This is a genomic window from Shigella sp. SIG6, assembly GCF_053555815.1.
Map to the genome: position 1 here is coordinate 18741 of NZ_JBQZXC010000015.1, position 21419 is coordinate 40159.

Sequence of the window (21419 nt, forward strand, 5' to 3'; positions counted from 1 at the left end):
GTCATTCCCTGATATTACGGGCACTATTTATTCAAAACTCTGACGAAAAACAGGCTGTCGTCAGTTTTGACGTGACGAAACGAAATACCGCGTGACAGCCATCACGCGGCAGACATTTTATTTTTTCTCGACGACGGGAGCCGCCTGATACCCGCCGCCCAGCGATTTCATCAACTGAATGCTTTGGATCACCCGGCGGCTGTCCAGCATCAGTAATGACATCTCTTCGGCAAGTACTGGCAACCGGGCTTCAGTGGCCTGTAAGCGGCTGGTTAAGCCGCGCTGATAGGCGGCCTCGGCAGCGCGCTGGGTGAAGCGCGTTGCTTCCACGTGTTCAGCCTGCATTTCTCGCTCGTCGTTGAGCGTTTGCAGACGCGTGCCGTTGACGGCAACGTCACGCACCGCGTTCAGTACTGACTGGTTGTAACGTTCAATCATCATGTTGCTGGCGGCGCGCGTGCCTTCGAGATTGGCATTCAACCGTCCACCGTCAAACAGCGGCAATTTCAGACCCGGGATGAAGTTGAACTGGCGACTGGTTTTTTTGAATAAGGTATCCAGGTGGATGGCATCAAGGCCGAAAAACGCTTTGATATCAAAGCTCGGATAGAACAACGCCCGCGCGGAATCCACCTGATCTAATGACGCCTGAACATACCAGCGCATGGCTTGCAGATCCGAGCGTCTGGCGAGCAACTCATAAGAGAGTGTCGCCGGAATGCCGGTCTGGACTCGTGGTAATGCCACAGGTTTGATCTCCGGCATATCGCTGGCTCCCGCGCCAATCAATGCGCGCAGAGATTCTCTCGTTTCGGTGATTTGCCCTTTGACGGCAGCAATTTGTTTATCGACCGCCAGAATCTGTGCCCGCGCGCCGTGGAAAGGCACTTGTGCTTCCAGACCGTGCGCCACTTTACTTTGGTGCGCTTTCACCGCGTAATCAATCACATCGCGAGTTTGTTCTAACAGATCGAGCATCTGATAGCTGGCCTGCATACTGTAATAAAGCTGCGCTACGCCCGTGGTCAGCGATAGCTCTACTGCTGCGGTTTCTGCCAGCGCGGCATTATGCGCGCCAATGGCGGCGGCAACCGCTGAGCGATGCACACCCCACAAATCAAGATCCAGTCCGGCAAACAAACCTACTGTGGCTTCCGTATAGTACGGCCCGTCCATCCCCAGTGCGGGCGCATCCAAAAAAGCCGTTCGCCGAGACACGTTGGCGGTTAAGCATCCCTAACGCTGCCACCTGCAACTGTGAACCGGCATCTAACAAATCGGCCTGCGATTGCGCTTTTTCTTCCCGCAGTTTCGCTTCGGCGAGGGTGTGTGAACCACTTAGCGTCCGTTGGATCAGGGCATCCAACTGCGGGTCATTGAGTTGTTTCCACCACTGCGCCTGCGGCCAGCCGGAGCTGGCAAGATGAATATCATCGGCCAGTTTGATTTGTTCCGGTTTGAGCTGTTGATGAGGCGCAGAATCCTTACGTACCAGGGCACAGCCGGAAATCAGCGTCGTGCTGCCGAGAATGCTGCACAACAGCAGACGTGAAAGTTGACGATTGATCATTGCGTGGCTCCTTGTGCCTGTTCCGTGGCGGGCGTTAATGCCGGGGCTGTCCAGTCTGGCAAGCGGGCGAAAAGCTGGCAGACGTGTTGCTCCTGTTTTAATAAGGTGGGCAGGATGGCCTGCGAGGCGGGTGTCTCTTCAAGCGTTATTTGAGGAGAACGGCTGAGTGCGGTTGCCAGACCGGCAGCGTATTTCTCCAGGGCGTCGGCAAACTGACCTGCTCTGTCCGGCTGTAGTGCGTTATCCAGCGCCTGCGCCGAATTCCAGGTGGCATCCCAGGCGTGAAGGATATCGCGGCCCTGACGAATAACCGTTTGCGAACGTTCAATCAGTAAGGCGCGTTCTTCGCTGTCCAGTTGACGCTCCAGCGCCACGCGTTGGCACATCTCTTCACAGGCATTAAACGCCGCATGCAGACCGATACGAATTTGCAGATAAGTGCGCAGAGCCGTGACTTCCTGCTGGCGTGGGATCCGCATTACTTTACTTAACATACCCAGCGCGCCAGCCAGTTTTTGCGGCAGCGTGCGCGCTTCACTTTCAGGCCAGACAAAGGTGTAAATCATCGCGGACACCACGGTACCAATGATGATACCCAGGGCGCGATCGCGAATTTCCACCAGGTCGTACACTGGGCCAAAAACGTTTTCGAGCGTGGCGAGCGCGAAGGTGACCACCATCTGTGTGCCGATATAAGAAGAGCGTTCAGAGCTGGTGGCAATCCATGCGCCCAACAGGAAAATCGGTGCCAGCACAAACAGCAATTCGACAATATTGTCCAGCCAGAGCATGACCAGTAGCGTGAATAACAGCGCCAGAATCGCGCCGCAAAAGGCCCCGCCAAAACGCAGCACCATCTTCTGGTACGACGAACCGACATTTGGATTAGCGACGATCACGCAGGTCAGCATACAGGTGTGAATGCCTTCCCAGTCCACGCCGCTGTAAAAGGTGTAACAGATCAAACAGGCGAGCAATGTTTTTACCGCGTAGCGTATATAGTCTGGATTGGTAAAAGCATCGGCGACCATTGATGGCGGTTTGGCGGCGGGCGTTGGCGGCGTATTCGGGTTCATCTGGCCCAGTTGTAACAACGTCTGGCAGATATTCTCCAGGTTACATTCCCGTGCCGCCACCGCTTCACTTTCACTGATCCGCCAGTCGCTTTGCCAGCACTGACCTTCAGCAACGGCATGCTGCAGCTTGTTGATTTCTGAGGCTAATTTTTGCCGAAATTCAATAATTGCCTGAGAATCAGCAAAAGAGGTGGGATCGTAGCGATTCAGCGTCGAGTAAATGTAGGTTACCGTTGCCACGCAGCTTTGCCACCATGCGCTTTGAGTTCGCCAGTTGGCATCGTCCGCGAGACAAAAGACATTCAGTTTTTGCAGCGCCAGCGCCTCTCTTTCAATCCGCGTTTCGGGTAGCGGTGCGAGGCTGTCCGTCAGGTGGCTAATGGCATCATCAAGCCGATCATTAAGCGCTTGATGCATTTGCGTAATGGCACGATTGGGAAACCACAGCACGCCGATTAACGTCATCAGCAAGGTTGGATAGAGGCCAACAACGATACACCACAGCGTTAAGCGCACGACTACTTCCGGATAGTCGAGCATGGCGGGGAAGGTTTGCCCGTAAATGGCGACAATGGCGACAGCGAAAAAGACCAGTCCCAGCCGATGGGTGCGCATCAAAAACATGCAGCCCATCAGGATCGGCCCGGCGATGATCAATCGGATCAACGGTTCGCCGTATGACCATTTGTAGATCAAAAACAGGCTGCCGATCTCCAGCACCGTGGCAACCACAAACAAGATCGCCACAAATTTGGTGTAAAACGCGTTCGACTGAATACCGTAAAACAGCACTGCCAGCGATAACGCCACAAAAGGGATCTCAAAAGTCATCGAGATCAGAATCACCAGCAGGCAGCCTACCCAGAGTTGCACGATCTGCGGCACGCGGCCGGGTCGCCGCTCGCTTAACTCTTCATGAAAGAACGCCAGCAGCCTGACCACCGGTAATGGCAGGGAGTTGAGCGCGCTCATTATTGCGGCTCAAGATTAGCGACTGCCGAAGCGCCGATGCGGAACATTTCCGGGTCAGGTTTATCGACCATGATTTTGACCGGAAAACGCTGGGCAACGCGGACCCAGTTAATAGAACGAGACACTTTTGGCAGGCCGCCCAGCACCAGGCCGCCGTCATCGGGTAGCACGCCGTAGCCAATCGAATCCACTTTACCCTCGAAGGTTTTGCCGCTGTCACTCATCAGGCGAATCGTTGCGGGTGTACCTGAGCGAATATTTTTCAGATCGGTTTCGCGGAAGTTGGCGATCACGTACCAGTGACGAGTGTCGATGAGGGTAAAAATAGGGCGCATGGCAGAAGCAAATTGCCCGACGGAGGTTTTGAGGGAAATGATCCGGCCATCAAATGGCGCGCGAACGGTCGTCATTTCCAGATGTAGTTTGGTCAGGGCAATATCCGCTTCGACCGCCGCACGTTGCGCCACCAGCGCATCGACGCCGCTGACGGCGCTGGCGGCTGACTGCGCCTGTAACAATACGGCATTAAGATCCGCTTCTGCGGCGTGCTGCGCCGTTCTTGCACGGTCAACGTCTTCTGCTGAGACAAAACCCTCTTTCAGTAATGGCTCGGTGCGGCGTAATGTATCTGTGACCTGTTTCGCGGCGGCACGGGCTTTTTCTACCGTGGCATTAACCGAGTCGGCACCAAACTGTTGGGCGTCAACGCTACGCTGGGTGAGCATAATTTGCTTATCCAGCGCCGCGAGGGAGGCTTCGGCTTTCGCCAGGTTGGCTTCGTACGGGCGCGGGTCGATGCGGAACAGCAAATCGCCCTGTTTCACCGCCTGGTTGTCGGTGACCGCCAGTTCTACAATGCGATCGCTGACTTCCGGCACCACATCAATGGTATCTGCTGACGCGTAAGCGTCATTAGTTGATGGCGCACTGTCTACGCGCCAGATAACGAAAACAAGGGCAACCAGCGCCAACGCAACCACTAACAGAGCAGGGAATTTACTGCGAGGAGCTTTTTTCGGCGTACTTTCCATGAGCGCGTCTCAAATAGATTAGAAAAATGCCAGCCAGAACAGCATGGCGTAGAGAGCAAAAAGGGCGGTATAAATAATTCCGACAAATGCCAGATTGATATTTGCCCGCTGAATAACTCGCCTCGTGATGAGCGTCAAAATAAGGCTGGCAATGGCGCAGAAAAACCAGCTGGGATAATAAGCGCCGATCACCGGGATTGCCGGAGATAATGAGCATCCCGAAACCATGAAGACGGGAATTATCCAGGCTGTTTTTTTGAGGTGTATCGCCATGCGAGAGAGAACTGTTGGCATATTAAATACATCCTGTCTGCTGCGAACAATATCTGTAGTGAATATCAATATCCATTGAAGGCGTCAGTATGGCTATTTTCTCGATGAATAAAAATAGCTTTATTCAGCCACCGCATTCATAACTTATATATTTTATTTATTAATTGGCTGTATATATTTTTAAAATAAATGTTTTTGGGGGCTTCAGCGCCCCCAAAAGCGAGTGACATTAATTTGGGGTTACGATATTCACCCACAAATCGAAATTATCCAGACAGGCGATAATTTCTTCCAGTTTCGCGCCATTGCCAATAATTTTGGCTCTCTTCGCTTTCACCAGATCCGCCATTTTTGCCTGTCCGGTCAGCACGGCGTGCAGATCTTCACGGCTGATGTAGAAAGAGGCGTCGACTTGCGGTTGCAGTGTTTTACGGTAGTTAAGCACGCTATCGTTCAGCGTCAGGTTGAGGTTATCGCCGTTGCTCATATTGAAGTTCAGGCTGATATTTTTACCCGCCGCTTTCGCGCTATTATCGAGGCGAACGGCCATAAAGTCGAACAGCATTTCGACCGACATCCCGCGAATGGTGTCCGGGGAACCGGTGGTGCCGTGGCTGAACTTATGCACCCCTTCGCGCAGCTCTTTCGCGCAGCTCTTTCGCGCCGGTCAGGTAGAAACCGCGCCATGTGGCGGACTCGGCCTGATAGCCCAGCTGTTCAAAGTTATTCGCTTGCAGATTCTTCGCGACCTGGTCACCCGGGTTGGCGGCAATCACCTGTTTCAGCAGTTCTGCCGACCAGCGGTAATCACCTTGCTTGTTCGCTTCTTGCGCCAGGTTAATAACGCGTGCGGAACCGCCCAGCACCTGCACGTAACGTTTACCCATCTCCACCTGACCATACGGATGCAGGTTAGCCGGGTTACCGTCGTAATAGCCAAGATAGAAGTTATACACCGCGCGGGCGTTGTGGCTGACAGAACCGTAATAGCCACGGCTGGCCCAGTTATTGGCAAGTGCAGGCGGCAGTTTAATCATGTCGCCGATTTCATTCATGGTGTAGCCCTGGTTCGCCAGGTGCAGGGTCTGGTCGTGAATGTACTTGATAGTATCGCGATATTTACCAATATAATCATTGATATGCTTATTGCCCCAGACCGGCCAGGTGTGCGGCATAAACAGGACTTCCGCGTCGTTACCCCACATATCCAGCGTTTCGTTCAGATACTCGGTCCACTTGCTGGTGTCGCGGGTTTTCGCGCCGCGCAGAGTGTAGAAGTTGTGCAGGGTATGCGTGGCGTTCTCGGCGGTACACAGCGCTTTCAGGGCCGGAATATAGAAGTGCATTTCGGCTGGTGCTTCGCTACCTGGGGTCATCAGGAAGTCAAACTCCAGGCCGTCGATAATCATCTTCTCGCCAGTTCTGACGATAGTTTTAGTCGGTGCAATAATGCTCGGGTCGCCCGTTGCCAGCGTCACGCCAAGGCCATTACCCACGTTGCCTTGCGCGTTGTTCGGCAGTAACAGACCGTAAGAGTAGAGCGCACGGCGGCTCATGATGTTCCCCGCCAGCACGTTTTCGCTGATGGCTTCGTCCATAAAGCCTGCTGGGGCAATCACCTGAACTTTGCCTGATTTAACATCGGCTTCAGAGATAATGCCTTTCACGCCGCCATAGTGGTCGGTATGGCTGTGGGTATAAATAACCGCAACAATCTGTTTTTGCGGGCGATTTTGGAAGTAAAGGTCAAGGGCGGCTTTTGCGCTCGGTGGCGTCACCAGCGGGTCGATGACAATAATCCCGGTATCACCTTCGATAAAGGTGATGTTGGAGATATCCTGACCGCGAACCTAGTACATTCTGTCGGTGACTTTAAACAGGCCGGAAATACCGTTTAACTGCGACTGACGCCACAGGCTAGGGTTAACGGTTTCGGGCGCGGGCGCATTGATATCAAATTTATAATCTTCCCCGCGATAATATGGTTTGCCATTAGCATCGCGCAGAATACCTTCATCCAGCAGCGGAGCGATAAATCCACGCTGAGCGTCGTCAAAATCCTGACGATCGCTAAACGGTAATGATTTGGCGTAATTCTGATTAACCTGTTGGGTATATTGAGTGGCGGCTTTCGCTTCCTCTTTCGCGTTAGCGGTATTTACCATCATGCCGCTGGCGGCAGTTAACGCAATAACAATTCTGCTCAAACGGAATAACCGAGAGTTATTCATATAAATCTCCATTTATCATTTGTGTCGTAAATATGTAATCCATGCAAAATACGTCATTTAAAGCTGGGGTTATCATAATTGGGAATTTGCGACTTTAATAAGTGGAAGTGTGAGCGGAACGCGCCATTTTATTAGGCATTTGTGCTGAAGAGGGAAAAGCACGGCATATTTATTACTATCATCAATAATGTGACCTGACTTATATTTTTATTATTTATATTACTTTCCGCTTTCACTTCGACAAGAAGTACGCACAATGATTAATTAGATGAATGATGCGGAGTGTAACCATGAAACCCGTCGTGCTGGTGGTGGATGATGACACGGCTATCTGCGCACTGTTGCAGGACGTGTTAAGTGAACATGTCTTTACGGTTTCAGTCAGCCATACCGGACAGGAGGCCATATCGCGTATTGAGGGCGAGCCTGACATTGCGCTGGTGGTGCTGGATATGATGCTGCCCGATACCAACGGCCTGAGGGTATTGCAGCAAATCCAGAAACTGCGTCCGGCATTGCCTGTGGTGATGTTGACCGGAATGGGGAGTGAGTCTGATGTGGTGGTCGGGCTGGAAATGGGCGCGGATGATTACATCTGCAAGCCGTTCACCCCACGGGTGGTGGTCGCACGACTGAAAGCGGTGTTGCGACGGGTTGGCGCGCTGGCGGTTAATGAGGAGAAAAACGCCGGGCTGTCATTCAATGGCTGGTATCTCGATACCATTCGCTGCCAACTGCATAGTCCGCTACAACAACATGTCGAGCTGACTCAGGGCGAATATGGCTTGTTACTGGCCCTGGCTCAAAATGCCCGTCGGGTATTAAGCCGCGAACAGCTGCTGGCGTTCACTCATAGCGACAGCGTGGAGGTGTTTGATCGCACCATCGACGTATTAATCATGCGCTTACGACGCAAAATCGAACTCAACCCGCATCAGCCGATGTTGATTAAAACTCTGCGCGGTCTGGGGTATGTCTTCGCTGCCGACGTGCATTAATCCGACATTTCTGTTTGCAGCTCTTCCAGCGTTTTCGCCCCGTCGATGGCATTGGCGCATAACAGGCTTGCTCGCGCGCAGGCGTGTGCCAGTTTGATGCTCTCGGTAAGCGTCCAGCGTTCATGGCAGCCATATAAAAATCCGGCACAAAATGCATCGCCCGCACCGACGCTGCCGATAATTTCCCGTTGTTCTAACTTTTGCGAAGGGATCCACACGCCGCACTGTTCCGGGGTCTCTCCCCACGCCCCTTCCGGGCAGTGGATCACCACACGCTGGCGTACGCCCGCATCTAACAGTTCACGCGCGGCGGCAGCAATATGCGCGATATGCGGTTCGCCGTTGGGTAACCGAATTTCCAGCCCGCTAAACTCCCCGGCCTCCAGTTCGTTAATTACCAGGTAATCCAGATGGCGCAACGCGGGCAGCACCAGCGGCTGATAACGCGGATCGCCCTTGCGGGAGACCAGGTCGAGTGAGGTTTCAAAGCCAGTATCACGCATTTGCGCCAGCAGGCGTGCGCTACGGGTGCCGTAAACATCGTCCGGCATATCCAGGCTGTCGAGCAACAGTAAATAGCCGAGATGGAAAATCTTCATGGTGTTATCGAGCTGATCGAACGCCGGAAGATCCAAAAGTCTGTTTGCACCTGGCGAATGGAAAAACGTCCGCTGCCCGCTTGGATCAGCCATTACCTGCGACATTGACGTCGGGGCAAAGGTAGTGCGCTGCACATGCTGACGATTGACGTGATATTGCTCAAGCATCGCCATAATGTAATCGCCGTCGCTGTCCTGACCGATTAGCCCGACCGCCTGTAACGGCAACCCGGTGCGCATTTTCGCCAGTGTCAGCAGGACGTTAAGCGGCGCGCCGCCGGTGGAGCGTTCGCTGTGGGTAATCTCCGCCAGCCAGCCGCGCTCTGGCCACTGGATAATCTGGTGGACGTGGTCAACCAGCATATTGCCTGCGGCGATAATCCCTTTACGTTCCATCATGCCTGCCCCGCACTGCCGAAAATACGCATCTGTTGTGCAACCGTATCGCTGATGGCGGCTTCCACTGCTAGTAGTAACTCGGCAAACTCGTCATACATCGGCTGACGGTGCGCCATTCGGGCCTCAACGGCAGCCAGCGCCGCTTGTGACATGCCGGTGTAGAAATTGATTTTGTGGATACCCAGTTCGATGGCGCGGCGGAAATCGGCATCTCTAATCCCTGAACCGCCGTGTAATACCAGCGGGATAGCCGCCTGCTGGCGGATAGCGTCGAGGCGCGGGAAATCGAGTTTCGGTTCGCCGCGATATTTGCCGTGCGCATTGCCAATCGCCACGGCCAGCGCGTCAATGCCGGTACGGTCGACAAAATCACGCGCCAGCTGCGGATCGGTAAACAGAGATTCATCGGCATGACCGTAAAGCGCACCGCCTTCGTCACCACCCACCGCGCCCAGTTCAGCTTCTACCGATACGCCAACGGCATAGCACATTTTCACCACTTCCCGCGTCTGGCGGATATTCTCTTCATACCCCAGCGTGGAGCCATCAAACATTACCGAGCTGAATCCCAGCCGTAACGCTTGCGCTACCGATTCAAAATGCAGCCCGTGATCGAGATTTAATACCACCGGAATCGCTTGACGCGCCGCTTCAAATTTCACTGTCTCGACTAGGGAATCCAGCGAGATATATTTAAAATGTACTTCGGCAATGTTGATAATAAAGGGCGAACGTTCTTGTCTGGCAGCAGCAAACAAGGCGCGTAAAAAGTGTGAGTCCAGCACATTAAACGCACCTAACGCATAGTGATGTTCGCGGGCATGTGCCAGCCCTTCAGCGAGAGAAATCAACGGCATAACGTTATCCTTATTCAGAGGAACTGGCGGTATTCGTTACACAACACCAGCTGGGCCGGTTCGTCTTCGTCAATCAGGTTGTAGCGGTCCAGCGGTTGTAAAAAGTGGTTATCGTGGTCGTCGTCATTGACAGAAGAGACTTCGCCAACCAGAACATCGCCAAAACCGGTTTCCGCCCAAAAGCTGTGATACAGGCCGGGCGGCAGGCAGATACTTTCGCCGGGGGACAGGCGTAACTGACTGCCTGCGACATGAGTCTGGCGGCAGCCGTCGATCACCACCGTAACGTCGGTATCAACTGTTTGCTCGTTGCTATCGGCATTCCACAGTTCAACAATCAAATTGCCGCCGCCGCGATTGATGATGTCCTCACGCTTACGCCAGTGAAAATGCATTGGCGTGACCTGCGCATCGCGCACATGCATGATCTTCTCGGCGTAACATTTCACATACGGCATTCCTTTTGCTGAGCCGTTACGCAGGGTAAACAGCGTCAGCCCCTGTGCTGCAAAGTTGTTACCACCAAAAGCGGTAACATCCCAGCCGAGTTTGAGATCAAAAACCTCCTCCCACGCGGCGGTGTCGAGCTGCTGCCATTGAGCAGGAGAGAAACTGGCAAAGGGCGGCAGATGTACGTCATGTTGCGAAAAGAATTGCCGTGTATGGCCGAGAATGTTGTTTATAGCGGAGCGTTTCATCGAAAGCGTTCTCCTTAGCGGTGGTCGGGCAGCATCGCCGCCCGGCGTGTGGACTTATTTCACCGTCCAGCCTTTGTAATTGCCGACGTTGTTTTTATCGATCATCGTCACCGGGATCAGCACCGGCTCTTTCGGCGCAGGTTTGCCCTGCAAAATGTCATAACCGATCTCAACCGCTTTCGCTGCCATCACCTGTGGATCTTGCGCCGGAGTAGCGACAAACAACGAGTTCTCACGCTTGAGCGCCTCTTCGGCGTCCGGGCTTCCATCCACGCCGACAATAAAGAACTCGTTACGTTGCGCCTGTTTTGCTGCCAGATCGGCACCGATCGCTGTCGGATCGTTAATCGCAAATACGCCGTCGATCTTCGGATTTGCCGCCAGCAGCCCGGTCATCACCTCCAGCCCGCCCTCACGACTGCCTTTGGCGTTCTTGTTGTCAGAGAGCACCTTGATGTCAGGATGGCGTTTAAATTCGGTCTGGCAGCCTTCGACGCGGTTTTGCACGGCGGACACCGGCGGTCCGTTGATGATCACCACGTTGCCTTTGCCTTTCAGGCGATCGGTGATGTATTTACAGGCCATTTCGCCTGCCTGGGTGTTATCGGAAGTGATGGTGGCATCGGCACCTTCTGCCGCCACGTCAACCGCCACCACCACGATCCCGGCGTCTTTTGCCCGTTTCACCGCCGGGCCGATCCCTTTTGAATCGGCAGCGTTAAGGATGATCATATCGACGTTAGCGGCGATAAAGTTGTCTATCTGCGAGACCTGCTGACCCAGATCGTAGCCGCTGGAAACCAGCGTCACTTTGACGTTATCGCCCGCCAGTTTGCGTGCTTCCAGCTCCGCGCCTTTGGTGATCTGTACGAAGAACGGGTTCGCCAGGTCACCTACCGTTACGCCTATCGATTTCAGATCTTTCGCCTGGGCGAACGGTGCTGCGGCCAGCAGCGCGCCTGCACAGAGCGCGGTCACTAAGGGCTTCAATCTCATGCTGTATTCCTCATGTGTAGGGTATTGTTGTTATGCACTTTGATGATGTCGGGTACGGTATTTGTCGATAAGCACCGCAATGATGATCACCGCCCCTTTGATCACCAGCTGCCAGAAGTAAGAGACGCCCATTAAGGTCATGCCATTGTTGAGCGTGGCGATAATTAGCGCCCCCACCAGCGTGCCGGTGATGGTGCCGATGCCGCCGACAAAACTGGTGCCGCCGAGGATCACCGCCGCAATGGCATCCAGTTCGTAACCCATACCTAAGTTGCCGTTGGCGCTGTACAGCCGCGAGGTGCTCATAATCCCGCCAAGCCCTGAAAGCAGGCCGCTCATGCCATAAACAAACAGCAGCACCAGCCAGACCTTAATGCCGGTAAGACGCGCCGCCTGCATATTGCCACCGACGGCGTAGATATGAACGCCAAGCGTGGTGCGACGCAGAATAAACCAGCACAGCACGATCACCGCCAGCGCAATCACCACCAGCCACGGGACCGGCCCGAGATAGTTATTGCCTATCCACTCGAAATTAATGTTGGAGTTGATAACCGTGGTGCCATCAGCCAGCAGATACGCCGCCCCGCGCAGCGCCGTATAGGTGCCAAGCGTGACGATAAACGGCGGCAATCCGGCAAAGGCCACCAGCGCGCCGTTGAACAGCCCCAGCAGCAGGCCGAGCATCAGCGCCGCCGGGATAGACAACATGGCGAACTCCGGGCTAAGGGAGACAACCATTGCCGCCACCGCCGTGGTGCCGAGGATTGAACCTACAGAAAGATCGATCCCACCGGTCAAAATGATGAAGGTCATCCCCGCCGCCAGCACAATGTTGATCGACGCCTGGCGGGTAATATTTAGCAGGTTGCTTTCGGTAAAAAAGTTTGGCGCGATAAAGCCAAATACCGCTACGATCAGGATCAAAATGGGCAAAATGCCGACCGTTTGCATCAGATCGCTCATCAGCATTTTTTTGGCAGAGGTTTTTGCAGAGGTCGTCATGAGGTCACCGCCTGGGAATGGGCGTCGTTGACGCCAGTCGCTAAGGTCATAATGTTTTCCTGGGTGATGTTTTTGCCATTTAGCTCACCGGCAATGCTGCCTTCGCGCATCACATGGACGCGATCGCTCATTCCCACTATCTCCGGCAGTTCGCTGGAGATCATCAGGATCGCCACGCCCTTGCGCGCCATCTCGTTCATGATCCGGTAGATCTCACTTTTTGCGCCAACGTCCACGCCGCGGGTGGGTTCATCGAGCAGTAAAATGCGCGGGCCAATCGCCACCCAGCGGGAGATCAACAGTTTTTGCTGATTGCCGCCGGAAAGCCCGCCCGCGCGTACCTGGGCATGAGGCACGCGAATGTTGAGCAACTTAATGGCGTCATCGGAAATGGTTTGCGCTTTTTTGCGATTGAGCATTCCCCAGCTGGCATCGCGCTCCAGGGTTGCCATAGTGATGTTTTCGACTGCCGCCATTTCAAGGAATAAGCCTTGTTCTTTGCGGTTTTCGGTGAGAAAACCAATGCCAAGATCGATGGCTTCGCGCGGGGAGTGGATCACCACCGGTTCGCCATCGACTTCAATCATTCCGCCTGTCGCTTTCCGCACGCCGAAAATTAACTGCGCCAGTTCGGAACGTCCGGCTCCCACCAGCCCGGCGAGGCCAACAATTTCGCCGGAAAGCACCTGCAGGCAGCTCGGCTGGACTTTGCCGCCGTCGGTCAGGTGGTGAACATTCAGGCGGGCTTTACCGAGCGGGATATCGCGCTCTTTATTGAACAGATCGCTCAGTGGCCTGCCGACCATCATCCGCACCAGCTCCCCGGCATTGAGGTTATCGCGGGTCAGGCTGCCAACGTATTGCCCGTCGCGCAGCACGCTGACGCGATCGGAAAGCTCATACACTTCCGCCATACGGTGGCTGATGTAGATAATCGCCATCCCTTCATCGCGCAGCCGCATAATCAGTTCAAAAAGACGGTGAGTTTCACGGGAGGAGAGGGCAGCGGTGGGTTCGTCCATCACCAGAATGCGGCTGTTGCGATGTAGCGCGCGGGCGATTTCGACCTGCTGTTGTTCGGCAATGGTCAGCGTCATGACCTTATCGCTGGCGTTAAACTGCGCGCCGAGGCGGTCGATCACTCTTTGCGCCTGCACCAGCATCTCTTTTCGCTGCACCAGCCCGCCGTGGGAAAGCTCGCTGCCGAGGAAAATATTTTCTGCCACCGTCAAATTGGGTGCCAGCTGCATCTCCTGATAAATCAGCGTAATACCGGCGCTTAAGGCATCTTTTGGCGTGCGAATGTGAAAGGGCTTGCCGTCTATCAGGATCTCGCCGCTGGTGGCGGTATACGCCCCCGCCAGCACCTTCATCAGCGTGCTTTTTCCCGCGCCGTTTTCCCCCATCAGGGCATGGATCTCGCCAGGGTAGACCGTCAAATCCCCCCCTTTGAGCGCATAAAATTTGCCGAAGGCTTTGGCAATATTGCGCATCTCAAGAACCGGCGTGCTGTTCATGGTGGACTCCTGCGAGGTTGTCGATATCAGCACTCCATCACAGGAAAGTAAATGCAAAATGTCAGAAGCCGTTCATATTTGTCATATTGCGATTTTTCTTCACGGAGCGTGATATGGCGCACCCCGGACGTCACTTTTTTGCCAGCGCGCGCGGGCGATTGCTGCTTTTGAATTTGCTGGTGGTGGCGGTGACGTTGATGGTCAGCGGCGTGGCGGTAATGGGCTTTCGTCATGCCAGCCAGATGCAAGAGCTGGTGCAGCAGCAAACTGTAGATGATATGACCGGCAGCCTGAATCTGGCGCGCGACACGGCAAACGTGGCAACGGCGGCAGTGCGATTGTCGCAGGTGGTGGGAGCACTGGAATATAAAGGCGAAGCCGAGCGGTTGCAGGAGACACAGCGGGCATTAAAAAGCTCGCTTGCACAACTGGCGAACGCGCCTTTAGCGCAGCAGGAAGCCGGGCTGGTGACGCGCATCATCACGCGTAGCAACGAACTGCAAACCAGCGTCGGCGGAATGCTGGAACGCGGGCAAAGGCGGCATCTGGAGCGTAACGCGCTGTTAAGTTCGCTGTATCAAAACTTAAGTTATCTGCGGCATCTGCAAAAAGTCACTCACGCGCAAGATAATATTTTGCTTAACGAGATGAACCGACTGATTGTTGCCGCCATTGCCACCCCCGCGCCGCAGGCGATTATTCATCAACTGGTCGGAGTGATGTCTGCCTTGCCAACTCACAGCGATACGCCATTGGTTAATACGCTACTCGCTGATTTTAATCGTGAACTGCGTAAACTCGCGCCACTTTCGGCGGCTCTGGAGCAAAGCGATCTGGCAATCAGCTGGTATATGTTTCACATCAAAGCGCTGGTGGCGATCCTTAATGGCGACATCAACCGTTACGCCGAACAGGTGGCGACGCTCTCTGGTCAGCGGGTGGAGCAAAGTTACCAGGATTTGCGCTCCGGCGAGAGGCTGATCATGATTTTCGCCCTGTTAGCGGTGGTGATCACCGCGTTTGCAGGTTGGTATATCTATCGCAATCTCGGCTCTAACCTGACGGCGATTTCCCGCGCGATGAGCCGCCTGGCGCACGGCGAAGCGGACGTCACTTTTCCGGCGTTACAGCGGCGCGATGAGTTGGGTGAACTGGCGCGCGCCTTTAACGTTTTTGCCCGCAATACCGCATCACTTGAACGAACGTCACGGCTGTTGAAAGAGAAAACCACGCAGATGGAGATTGCCCAAACCGAGCGGCAGGGGCTGGAAGAGGCGCTATTGCACAGCCAGAAGTTAAAAGCGGTCGGGCAACTGACGGGCGGGCTGGCCCATGATTTTAATAATCTGCTGGCGGTAATTATTGGTAGCCTGGAACTGGTGAACACGAACTCACCCGACGCGCCGCGAATACAGCGGGCGCAGCAAGCCGCCGAACGTGGCGCGCTACTGACCCAGCGATTGTTGGCATTTTCCCGCAAGCAGTCCTTACATCCGCAAGCCGTTGAACTAAAAACACTGCTGGAAGAGTTAAGCGAATTAATGCGCCACTCCTTACCGGCGACGCTGACGATTGAGATTGAAGCGCAGTCTCCGGCGTGGTCCGCGTGGATTGACGTCAGCCAACTGGAAAACGCCATCATCAACCTGGTGATGAACGCCCGCGACGCGATGGAAGGGCAGACGGGAATTATCAAAATTCGTACCTGGAATCAGCGTGTTACCCGCAGCAGTGGGCAGCGTCAGGACATGGTGGCACTGGAGGTCATCGATCATGGCAGCGGTATGTCGCAGGCGGTGAAAAGCCAGGTGTTCGAGCCGTTCTTTACCACCAAACAGACGGGGAGCGGCAGCGGGCTGGGCTTGTCGATGGTCTATGGTTTCGTGCGCCAGTCCGGCGGGCGCGTGGAAATTGAAAGCGCGCCGGGGCAGGGGACAACGGTCAGATTACAGCTTCCCCGCGCGCTGACGGCGGCGAAAAACCTATCGCCAGCGGCGGTAGAACAGACAGCTGTTAATGGCGATAAACTGGTGTTAGTGCTGGAAGATGAAGCCGCGGTGCGCCAGACCATCTGCGAGCAGTTGCACCTGCTGGGCTATTTGACACTGGAAGCGAGCAGCGGCGAACAGGCGCTGGACCTGCTGGCGGCATGAGCGGCGCAGAAGTGGTCAATGCGGCCCGCAAACTTTACCCGCACCTGACGCTGCTACTCATCAGCGGTCAGGATTTACGCCCCAGCCATAACCCCGCGCTGCCGGACGTGGCGCTGCTGCGCAAACCCTTTACCCGCGCGCAGCTGGCGCAGGTGCTGGGGCAAATTGAGGGATGATTTTCAGAATTTATCAAGAGGCTCGAAGCAAACGTGCTGCTATTGTGAGCAATTCTGTTCTGAATTGAAGTGATTTACATATGATCGTGATGCCAACTACCTATAGCCCTATGACGGTTGCTCGTTCTTTTCGCGTGGTGGAAGAGATCGAGCTTTCTGGACGTCTGTTACAGGTAATTTATGACAACCAGACGCCAAGAGCGGCCATCATTGAAGCGGACATTGAAGTTTTTGCAGGCGTGCCGCGTCATCGGGTACTTGCCGCTCTCGATCTGCAGCGTAAAAAAGAGTTCGGCAGCGATATCATTGCCGTTGAACGCTGGTGGGAAGACTCGGATCTGGTACAGGTGGAAGGTATTTGTGTCTCTCCAGGTGAGCGCGATAAGGGTCTGGCAACTCGGCTGTATGAAGCGCTAATCCTGCAATGCGGTATCACGCTAATCAGCGATTTTGATCAATATGATGGCGGGAAGATGCTCTGGCAGAAGATCGCACGCGAGTCCGATCAGATTTCCGTGTTTGTATTAGACACTGAACAAGGGGCATTTTGGCCCTACGATGGCACGAAAGTGATCTACGATGGCGGCTGCATTCCGGAAGAGCGTATCTGGAGTATTTCACCGGATCAAAAATGTCATGGCATTGTATTGGTGGCGGAAAATAAACAGCGAGCTAACCAGCTAATGGAAGAGTCTGCGCCTTACCGAATTTGAGATTACTCCGCTACTCCGGTCATTCACACTCAACTAACGTTAAGCCAGTCCATCGCAGAGACTGGCTTATGAAACCTTACTCCACGCTTTTTCTTTTCACCCTGCTCACGCTGTCCACCGTTCCGGCCCAGGCCGATATTATCGACGATACTATTGGTAATATTCAGCAGGCGATTAATGACGCTTATAACTCTGACCGTGGGCGAGACTATGAAGATTCGCGCGACGACGGCTGGCAGCGTGAAGTGAGCGACGATCGGCGCAGACAATATGACGACCGCCGCCGCCAGTTTGAAGATCGCCGCAGGCAGCTGGACGATCGCCAGCGCCAGCTTGATCAGGAGCGTCGGCAGCTAGAAGATGAAGAGCGGAGAATGGAAGATGAGTATGGGCGATGAGGTTGGGTATGGAGCAGGCATCGCCCCTCACCCCAATGGGGAGAGGGAGAAAACCAGCGCAATATTCAATATCGAGCACAATCGCTCCCCTCGCCCCTCTGGGGAGAGGGTTAGGGTGAGGGGACCAGCGCGCACATTCCCTCTCATCACGCCACCCCAATCTCCATCCCATCAAACCCCGCCTCAAACCCCGACGGCAGTGCGTTTTCTATCAGCCACGCATCAAACTGGTGGCTGATATGGGTCAGAATCACCCGTGGCGAGCGGATAACCTGATTCAGCGCAAGCACGGTATTTAAATCACAGTGATTACGCGGCGCATCCGCGCGCGGCGGGTGGCTGCAATCAATCACCATTACCTGTGGCTGATTATTGCGTAAAAATTTCAGCGTTTTTTCCGGCAGGCCAGCGGTGTCAGATAGCCACGCCACCCGGCTATGTGCCGTTTCCAGCAGATAACCGAAGGTCAGTTTTGAGTGGTTAAGCGGCAGCGGCGTGACCTGCAACCCCTGCAAATCAAACACCACAAACGGTTCCACTGTGTGGCTGAAATCAAGCAGGCCCGGATGTTTAAACAGATCGTCGCAACCCTGGTCATCCGGCGGGCCGTAGATCGGGATCGGATCGCCCACGCCCCAGCGCAGCGGAAACAGCCCCTGGGCGTGATCCATATGATAATGCGTCAGCAAAAACTGCTGGAACGATCCGGGCGACCAGCGATCGGCGAGATCGTGCAGCCCGGCGTCGATCAGGGTGATTGCGTCGTTAAACTTCACTACGCCGCTGCATGGCTGGCGGCGATACTGCGGTGAGCGCTGCGCTCGGTCGCAGGCCGCGCACTCGCAGCCCCATGCCGGAACGCCCTGTGCGCCGCCAGTGCCGGTGAGCGTGAGGGTCAGGCTCAGGCTCATGTTACAGCACCTTGGTGAAGCGGAAGTGACTCTGTTCGTAGCCTTCTCGCAGATAGAAACGGTGCGCGTCGTGGCGTTTCACGTTGGTCGAAAGCGCGGTCATTTCGGCCCCGGCCTGGCAGGCTTCTTCTTCTGCCCATGCCAGTAATTTACTGCCGACGTTCAGACCGCGCGCCTGCGGCATCACCACCAGTTCCTGAATTTCGCCGATCCAGTTGACATGATGCAGATGAAACTGCAAATGCAGGCCGATCATGCTGACAACTTCGCCATCCAGCAGCGCCAGATGGTAGCGCATGTTTGGGTCGCGCAGGTTGGCGTTAAAGCCCACGCGAAACGCATGGTGGTCAAACTCCGCCTGTTTTAGCTCACAAATCAGCGCGTAAACTGCGTCGGTGTCGTACTGCGTAGCCGGGCGAAGCTCACAAGCAGGCATGGTGTTTCTCCTTCTGATGAATCAGCGTCAGCAGCTTGTCGACCGACTGGCGCAGGCTGCCGTCATTATTGAGCGTAAGACAATCCTGAGGAGTATAGCGGGCAGCGCGTGCTAGTCGGGCGTTAATTTCACTGGCATTTTCACGACCACGGTTTTCGAGGCGCTGGCGCAGGATCTCCGGCGAAACCTGTAAGCAAATGGGCAGCAGCGCCGATTGATAGCGCGCCCGCGCCTGCGGCAGATGGGCGCGTGAGCCGTTGACCAGCACGTCGAATCCGGCGTGCAGCCAGAGATCAATCTCAACGCCGACGCCATAATACAGACTGTTAGCGTGCCAGCTTAAGGCCAACAGATTTTGCCCCGCGCGGGTAAAAAACTCCTGCTCGCTCAGGGCGATATGGTTTTCACTTCCGGCGCTGGCGTCGCGCGTAATGTAGCGATGCGCCACCAGTAACTGAGTTTGTTCCCGCAGGCGGATTTCCGCCAGCAGGCTGTCTTTCCCGGAGCCGGACGGCCCCATTAACCAAATCAGTTTTCCCATCATCAGAACACCCTTTTACCCTGACGCCAGACGTGGTCGATATGAATATGATTGTCCTTGCGATGCGCCAGCACTAGGTCCGCGCGTTTGCCCTCGCCAATCACCCCGCGATCCTGAAGATTAAGCGCCTGCGCCGGATTTTGGGTCACTAACTTCACCGCCTGCGGCAGCGTAAAGCGGTTGCTCTGGTCATCGGCGACGCGAAATGCCGCATCCAGCAGGCTGGCGGGGTAGTAGTCGGAAGAGAGGATATCCAGCAGGCCAAGCTGCGCCAGTTCACTGGCCGCCACGTTGCCGGAGTGCGAACCGCCGCGCACGATATTCGGCGCGCCCATCAGTACGTTCATGCCATGCTTGCGCGAGGCTTCCGCCGCTTCAAACGTGGTGGGAAATTCGGCGATCACGCTGCCAAGCAGGTGGGATTCGGCAACGTGGGCGTGGGTGGCGTCATCATGGCTGGCGAGCGCAATTTGTCGCGCGCGGCACAGGGCGGCGATGGATTCGCGATTCGGCTGCGACCAGCGTGCGGCAAGCGCCAGTTGCTCTTCTTCGTACTGCTGCATCTGCGCATCGGTGAGCGAGTATTTGCCCTGATAATATTCGCGATACTTCTCGCGGTTGGCGAACTGGCGCTGGCCCGGCGAGTGGTCCATCAGCGACACCAGCGTCACCGGCTCGCGCTGCACCAGTTTTTCAAACAGCGGCAGCGTGGTGTGATGCGGCAGTTCGCAGCGCAGGTGCAGACGGTGCTCGGCGCGGTTGACGCCGCGTTTCTGCGTCTCTTCGATGGCGTTGATCATCTTCTCCAGATTCTCCAACCGATCGCCGCCGTCGCGCACATCACCAATCGCCACGGCGTCCAGTACGGTGGTGATGCCGCTTGCCACCATCAGCGCGTCGTGGCTGCTCATCGCCGAATGGGCGGGCCAGTCGACTTTCGGGCGCGGGGTGAAGAATTTATCCAGATTATCGGTATGCAGCTCAATCAGCCCCGGCAGCAGCCAGCCGCCTTCGCCGTCCATCGCCTCCGGCAGGCGGCTCTGGCTTTCGGCAAAGGCGCGGATTTCGCCGTCCTGCACCTCCAGTGAACCGTGTACCACTTCGTTTTCCAGCACCAATTTGACGTTATTGATAATCATGAAGAGGCTTCCATTGGGTGCAGGCGGTCGGCAACGTCATTACGTACGGCTTCGTCATGGAAGATGCCGACAATGGCTGCGCCACGAGCTTTGGCTTCGCGGATCAGTTCCACCACCGCGGCGCTGTTTTTGGCGTCCAGCGAGGCGGTAGGTTCGTCGAGCAGCAGAATCGGGTAGTCGACGATAAAGCCGCGGGCGATGTTGACGCGCTGCTGTTCGCCGCCGGAGAAGGTTGATGGCGCCAGGTGCCACAGGCGTTCCGGCACGTTCAGGCGGGTGAGCAGACGCGCGGCTTTAGCGGCGCAGGCTTCACGCGGTACGCCGGTATCGAGCAGCGGCTGCATCACCACTTCCAGTGCTGAAATACGCGGGATGACGCGCAGAAACTGGCTCACCCAGCCGACGGTGGTTTTGCGGATCTCCACCACTTTGCGCGCTGGCGCGGTGACCAGGTCTACCCACTCGTCACCGTGTTTGATCTGGATTTGCCCTTCATCGGGCAGATAGTTGGCGTACAGCGAGCGCAGCAGGGTTGATTTGCCGCTGCCGGAGTGGCCGTGGAGCACCACGCATTCGCCCGCGTTGACGGTGAGCGAGGCGCGGTTGAGGACGGGCAGGCGCACGCCGTTTTGCTGGTGCAGGATGAAGGTTTTACTGACGTTTTGTACGTTAATCATTTTTCGCCTCGTGGTTCGGGTGTCGGATGCGACGCTGATGCGTCTTATCCGAC

The 21419-nt window shown here is 55.3% G+C and carries 17 protein-coding genes and 3 pseudogenes; 4 read left to right on the forward strand and 16 right to left on the reverse strand.

Translation table 11 applies throughout. From position 1 onward, the window contains the following. Positions 1-117: 117 nt before the first annotated feature. The 5 genes and pseudogenes from mdtP to yjcS form a co-directional block, all read right to left on the reverse strand. A pseudogene (gene mdtP, locus ACUU1M_RS04475) lies at positions 118-1570 on the reverse strand (multidrug efflux transporter outer membrane subunit MdtP). Beyond that, positions 1567-3618 (reverse strand): multidrug efflux transporter permease subunit MdtO, encoded by a 2052-nt coding sequence (gene mdtO, locus ACUU1M_RS04480; RefSeq protein ID WP_001275136.1) that lies wholly within the window; start codon positions 3616-3618, stop codon positions 1567-1569. The pseudogene mdtP and the gene mdtO overlap by 4 nt, the downstream one beginning before the upstream one ends. Further along, a complete protein-coding gene (gene mdtN, locus ACUU1M_RS04485; protein WP_000446345.1) occupies positions 3618-4649 on the reverse strand; it encodes a multidrug efflux transporter periplasmic adaptor subunit MdtN in 1032 nt (343 codons plus the stop codon). Before mdtN ends, mdtO begins: the two co-directional genes overlap by 1 nt. Positions 4650-4667: 18 nt before the next feature. Beyond that, on the reverse strand, positions 4668-4943 hold the full coding sequence (locus ACUU1M_RS04490; RefSeq protein ID WP_024260654.1) for a YtcA family lipoprotein: 276 nt from the start codon (positions 4941-4943) through the stop codon (positions 4668-4670). Positions 4944-5151: 208 nt separating this feature from the next. After that, positions 5152-7153 (reverse strand): annotated as a pseudogene (yjcS, locus tag ACUU1M_RS04495) (alkyl sulfatase YjcS). 290 nt (positions 7154-7443) lie between these two features. Here yjcS and ACUU1M_RS04500 point away from each other — a divergent pair. Beyond that, entirely contained in the window at positions 7444-8151 is a 708-nt protein-coding gene (locus tag ACUU1M_RS04500; RefSeq protein ID WP_000805934.1) for a response regulator transcription factor, read from the forward strand. Here ACUU1M_RS04500 and ACUU1M_RS04505 read toward each other — a convergent pair. Genes ACUU1M_RS04505 through ACUU1M_RS04530 form a run of 6 tightly spaced genes read right to left on the reverse strand, consistent with a single transcriptional unit; the run spans position 8148 to position 14222 of the window. Next, the gene (locus ACUU1M_RS04505) at positions 8148-9149 is read right to left on the reverse strand and encodes a carbohydrate kinase family protein (RefSeq protein ID WP_005072244.1); all 1002 of its coding nucleotides are present in this window, start codon (positions 9147-9149) and stop codon (positions 8148-8150) included. The two genes, ACUU1M_RS04500 and ACUU1M_RS04505, sit on opposite strands and share 4 nt — an antisense overlap. Then, positions 9146-10006 (reverse strand): ketose 1,6-bisphosphate aldolase, encoded by an 861-nt coding sequence (locus ACUU1M_RS04510; protein WP_152028879.1) that lies wholly within the window; start codon positions 10004-10006, stop codon positions 9146-9148. The genes ACUU1M_RS04505 and ACUU1M_RS04510 overlap by 4 nt, the downstream gene beginning before the upstream one ends. Positions 10007-10020: 14 nt before the next feature. Beyond that, positions 10021-10704 carry a D-lyxose/D-mannose isomerase gene (locus tag ACUU1M_RS04515; RefSeq protein WP_000830343.1) on the reverse strand — a complete coding sequence of 228 codons (684 nt, stop codon included), beginning with the start codon at positions 10702-10704 and terminating at the stop codon, positions 10021-10023. Positions 10705-10758: 54 nt separating this feature from the next. Continuing rightward, the gene (locus ACUU1M_RS04520) at positions 10759-11700 is read right to left on the reverse strand and encodes an ABC transporter substrate-binding protein (RefSeq protein WP_001237471.1); all 942 of its coding nucleotides are present in this window, start codon (positions 11698-11700) and stop codon (positions 10759-10761) included. 30 nt (positions 11701-11730) lie between these two features. Next, positions 11731-12705: an ABC transporter permease subunit gene (locus ACUU1M_RS04525; protein WP_000213466.1), complete on the reverse strand. Its 975-nt coding sequence runs from the start codon at positions 12703-12705 to the stop codon at positions 11731-11733. After that, positions 12702-14222 (reverse strand): sugar ABC transporter ATP-binding protein, encoded by a 1521-nt coding sequence (locus ACUU1M_RS04530; protein WP_152028878.1) that lies wholly within the window; start codon positions 14220-14222, stop codon positions 12702-12704. The genes ACUU1M_RS04525 and ACUU1M_RS04530 overlap by 4 nt, the downstream gene beginning before the upstream one ends. Before the next feature lie 113 nt (positions 14223-14335). On the opposite strand from ACUU1M_RS04530, the pseudogene ACUU1M_RS04535 reads away from it, so the two are divergent. From ACUU1M_RS04535 to yjdP, 3 genes and pseudogenes are all read left to right on the forward strand, one after another. Then, positions 14336-16551, forward strand: a pseudogene (locus tag ACUU1M_RS04535) (ATP-binding protein). Positions 16552-16631: 80 nt separating this feature from the next. Beyond that, entirely contained in the window at positions 16632-17264 is a 633-nt protein-coding gene (locus ACUU1M_RS04540; RefSeq protein WP_000636708.1) for an N-acetyltransferase, read from the forward strand. A 68-nt stretch (positions 17265-17332) separates the two neighbouring features. Continuing rightward, on the forward strand, positions 17333-17662 hold the full coding sequence (yjdP, locus tag ACUU1M_RS04545) for a DDRRRQL repeat protein YjdP (RefSeq protein WP_000806198.1): 330 nt from the start codon (positions 17333-17335) through the stop codon (positions 17660-17662). A gap of 146 nt (positions 17663-17808) precedes the next feature. On the opposite strand, the gene phnP is transcribed toward yjdP, so the two are convergent. The 5 genes from phnP to phnL are packed head-to-tail and all read right to left on the reverse strand — an operon-like array spanning position 17809 to position 21366. Beyond that, positions 17809-18567, reverse strand: coding sequence for a phosphonate metabolism protein PhnP (phnP, locus tag ACUU1M_RS04550; RefSeq protein WP_000059937.1), 759 nt, complete (start codon positions 18565-18567; stop codon positions 17809-17811). Between the two features lie 7 nt (positions 18568-18574). Next, on the reverse strand, positions 18575-19009 hold the full coding sequence (phnO, locus tag ACUU1M_RS04555; RefSeq protein ID WP_001110500.1) for an aminoalkylphosphonate N-acetyltransferase: 435 nt from the start codon (positions 19007-19009) through the stop codon (positions 18575-18577). After that, positions 18996-19553, reverse strand: a complete 558-nt coding sequence (gene phnN / locus ACUU1M_RS04560; RefSeq protein WP_000971876.1) for a ribose 1,5-bisphosphokinase — start codon at positions 19551-19553, stop codon at positions 18996-18998. The genes phnO and phnN overlap by 14 nt, the downstream gene beginning before the upstream one ends. Beyond that, positions 19553-20689 carry an alpha-D-ribose 1-methylphosphonate 5-triphosphate diphosphatase gene (gene phnM / locus ACUU1M_RS04565; RefSeq protein ID WP_000586284.1) on the reverse strand — a complete coding sequence of 379 codons (1137 nt, stop codon included), beginning with the start codon at positions 20687-20689 and terminating at the stop codon, positions 19553-19555. Before phnM ends, phnN begins: the two co-directional genes overlap by 1 nt. Further along, on the reverse strand, positions 20686-21366 hold the full coding sequence (gene phnL / locus ACUU1M_RS04570; protein WP_000611402.1) for a phosphonate C-P lyase system protein PhnL: 681 nt from the start codon (positions 21364-21366) through the stop codon (positions 20686-20688). The genes phnM and phnL overlap by 4 nt, the downstream gene beginning before the upstream one ends. Positions 21367-21419 lie beyond the last annotated feature (53 nt).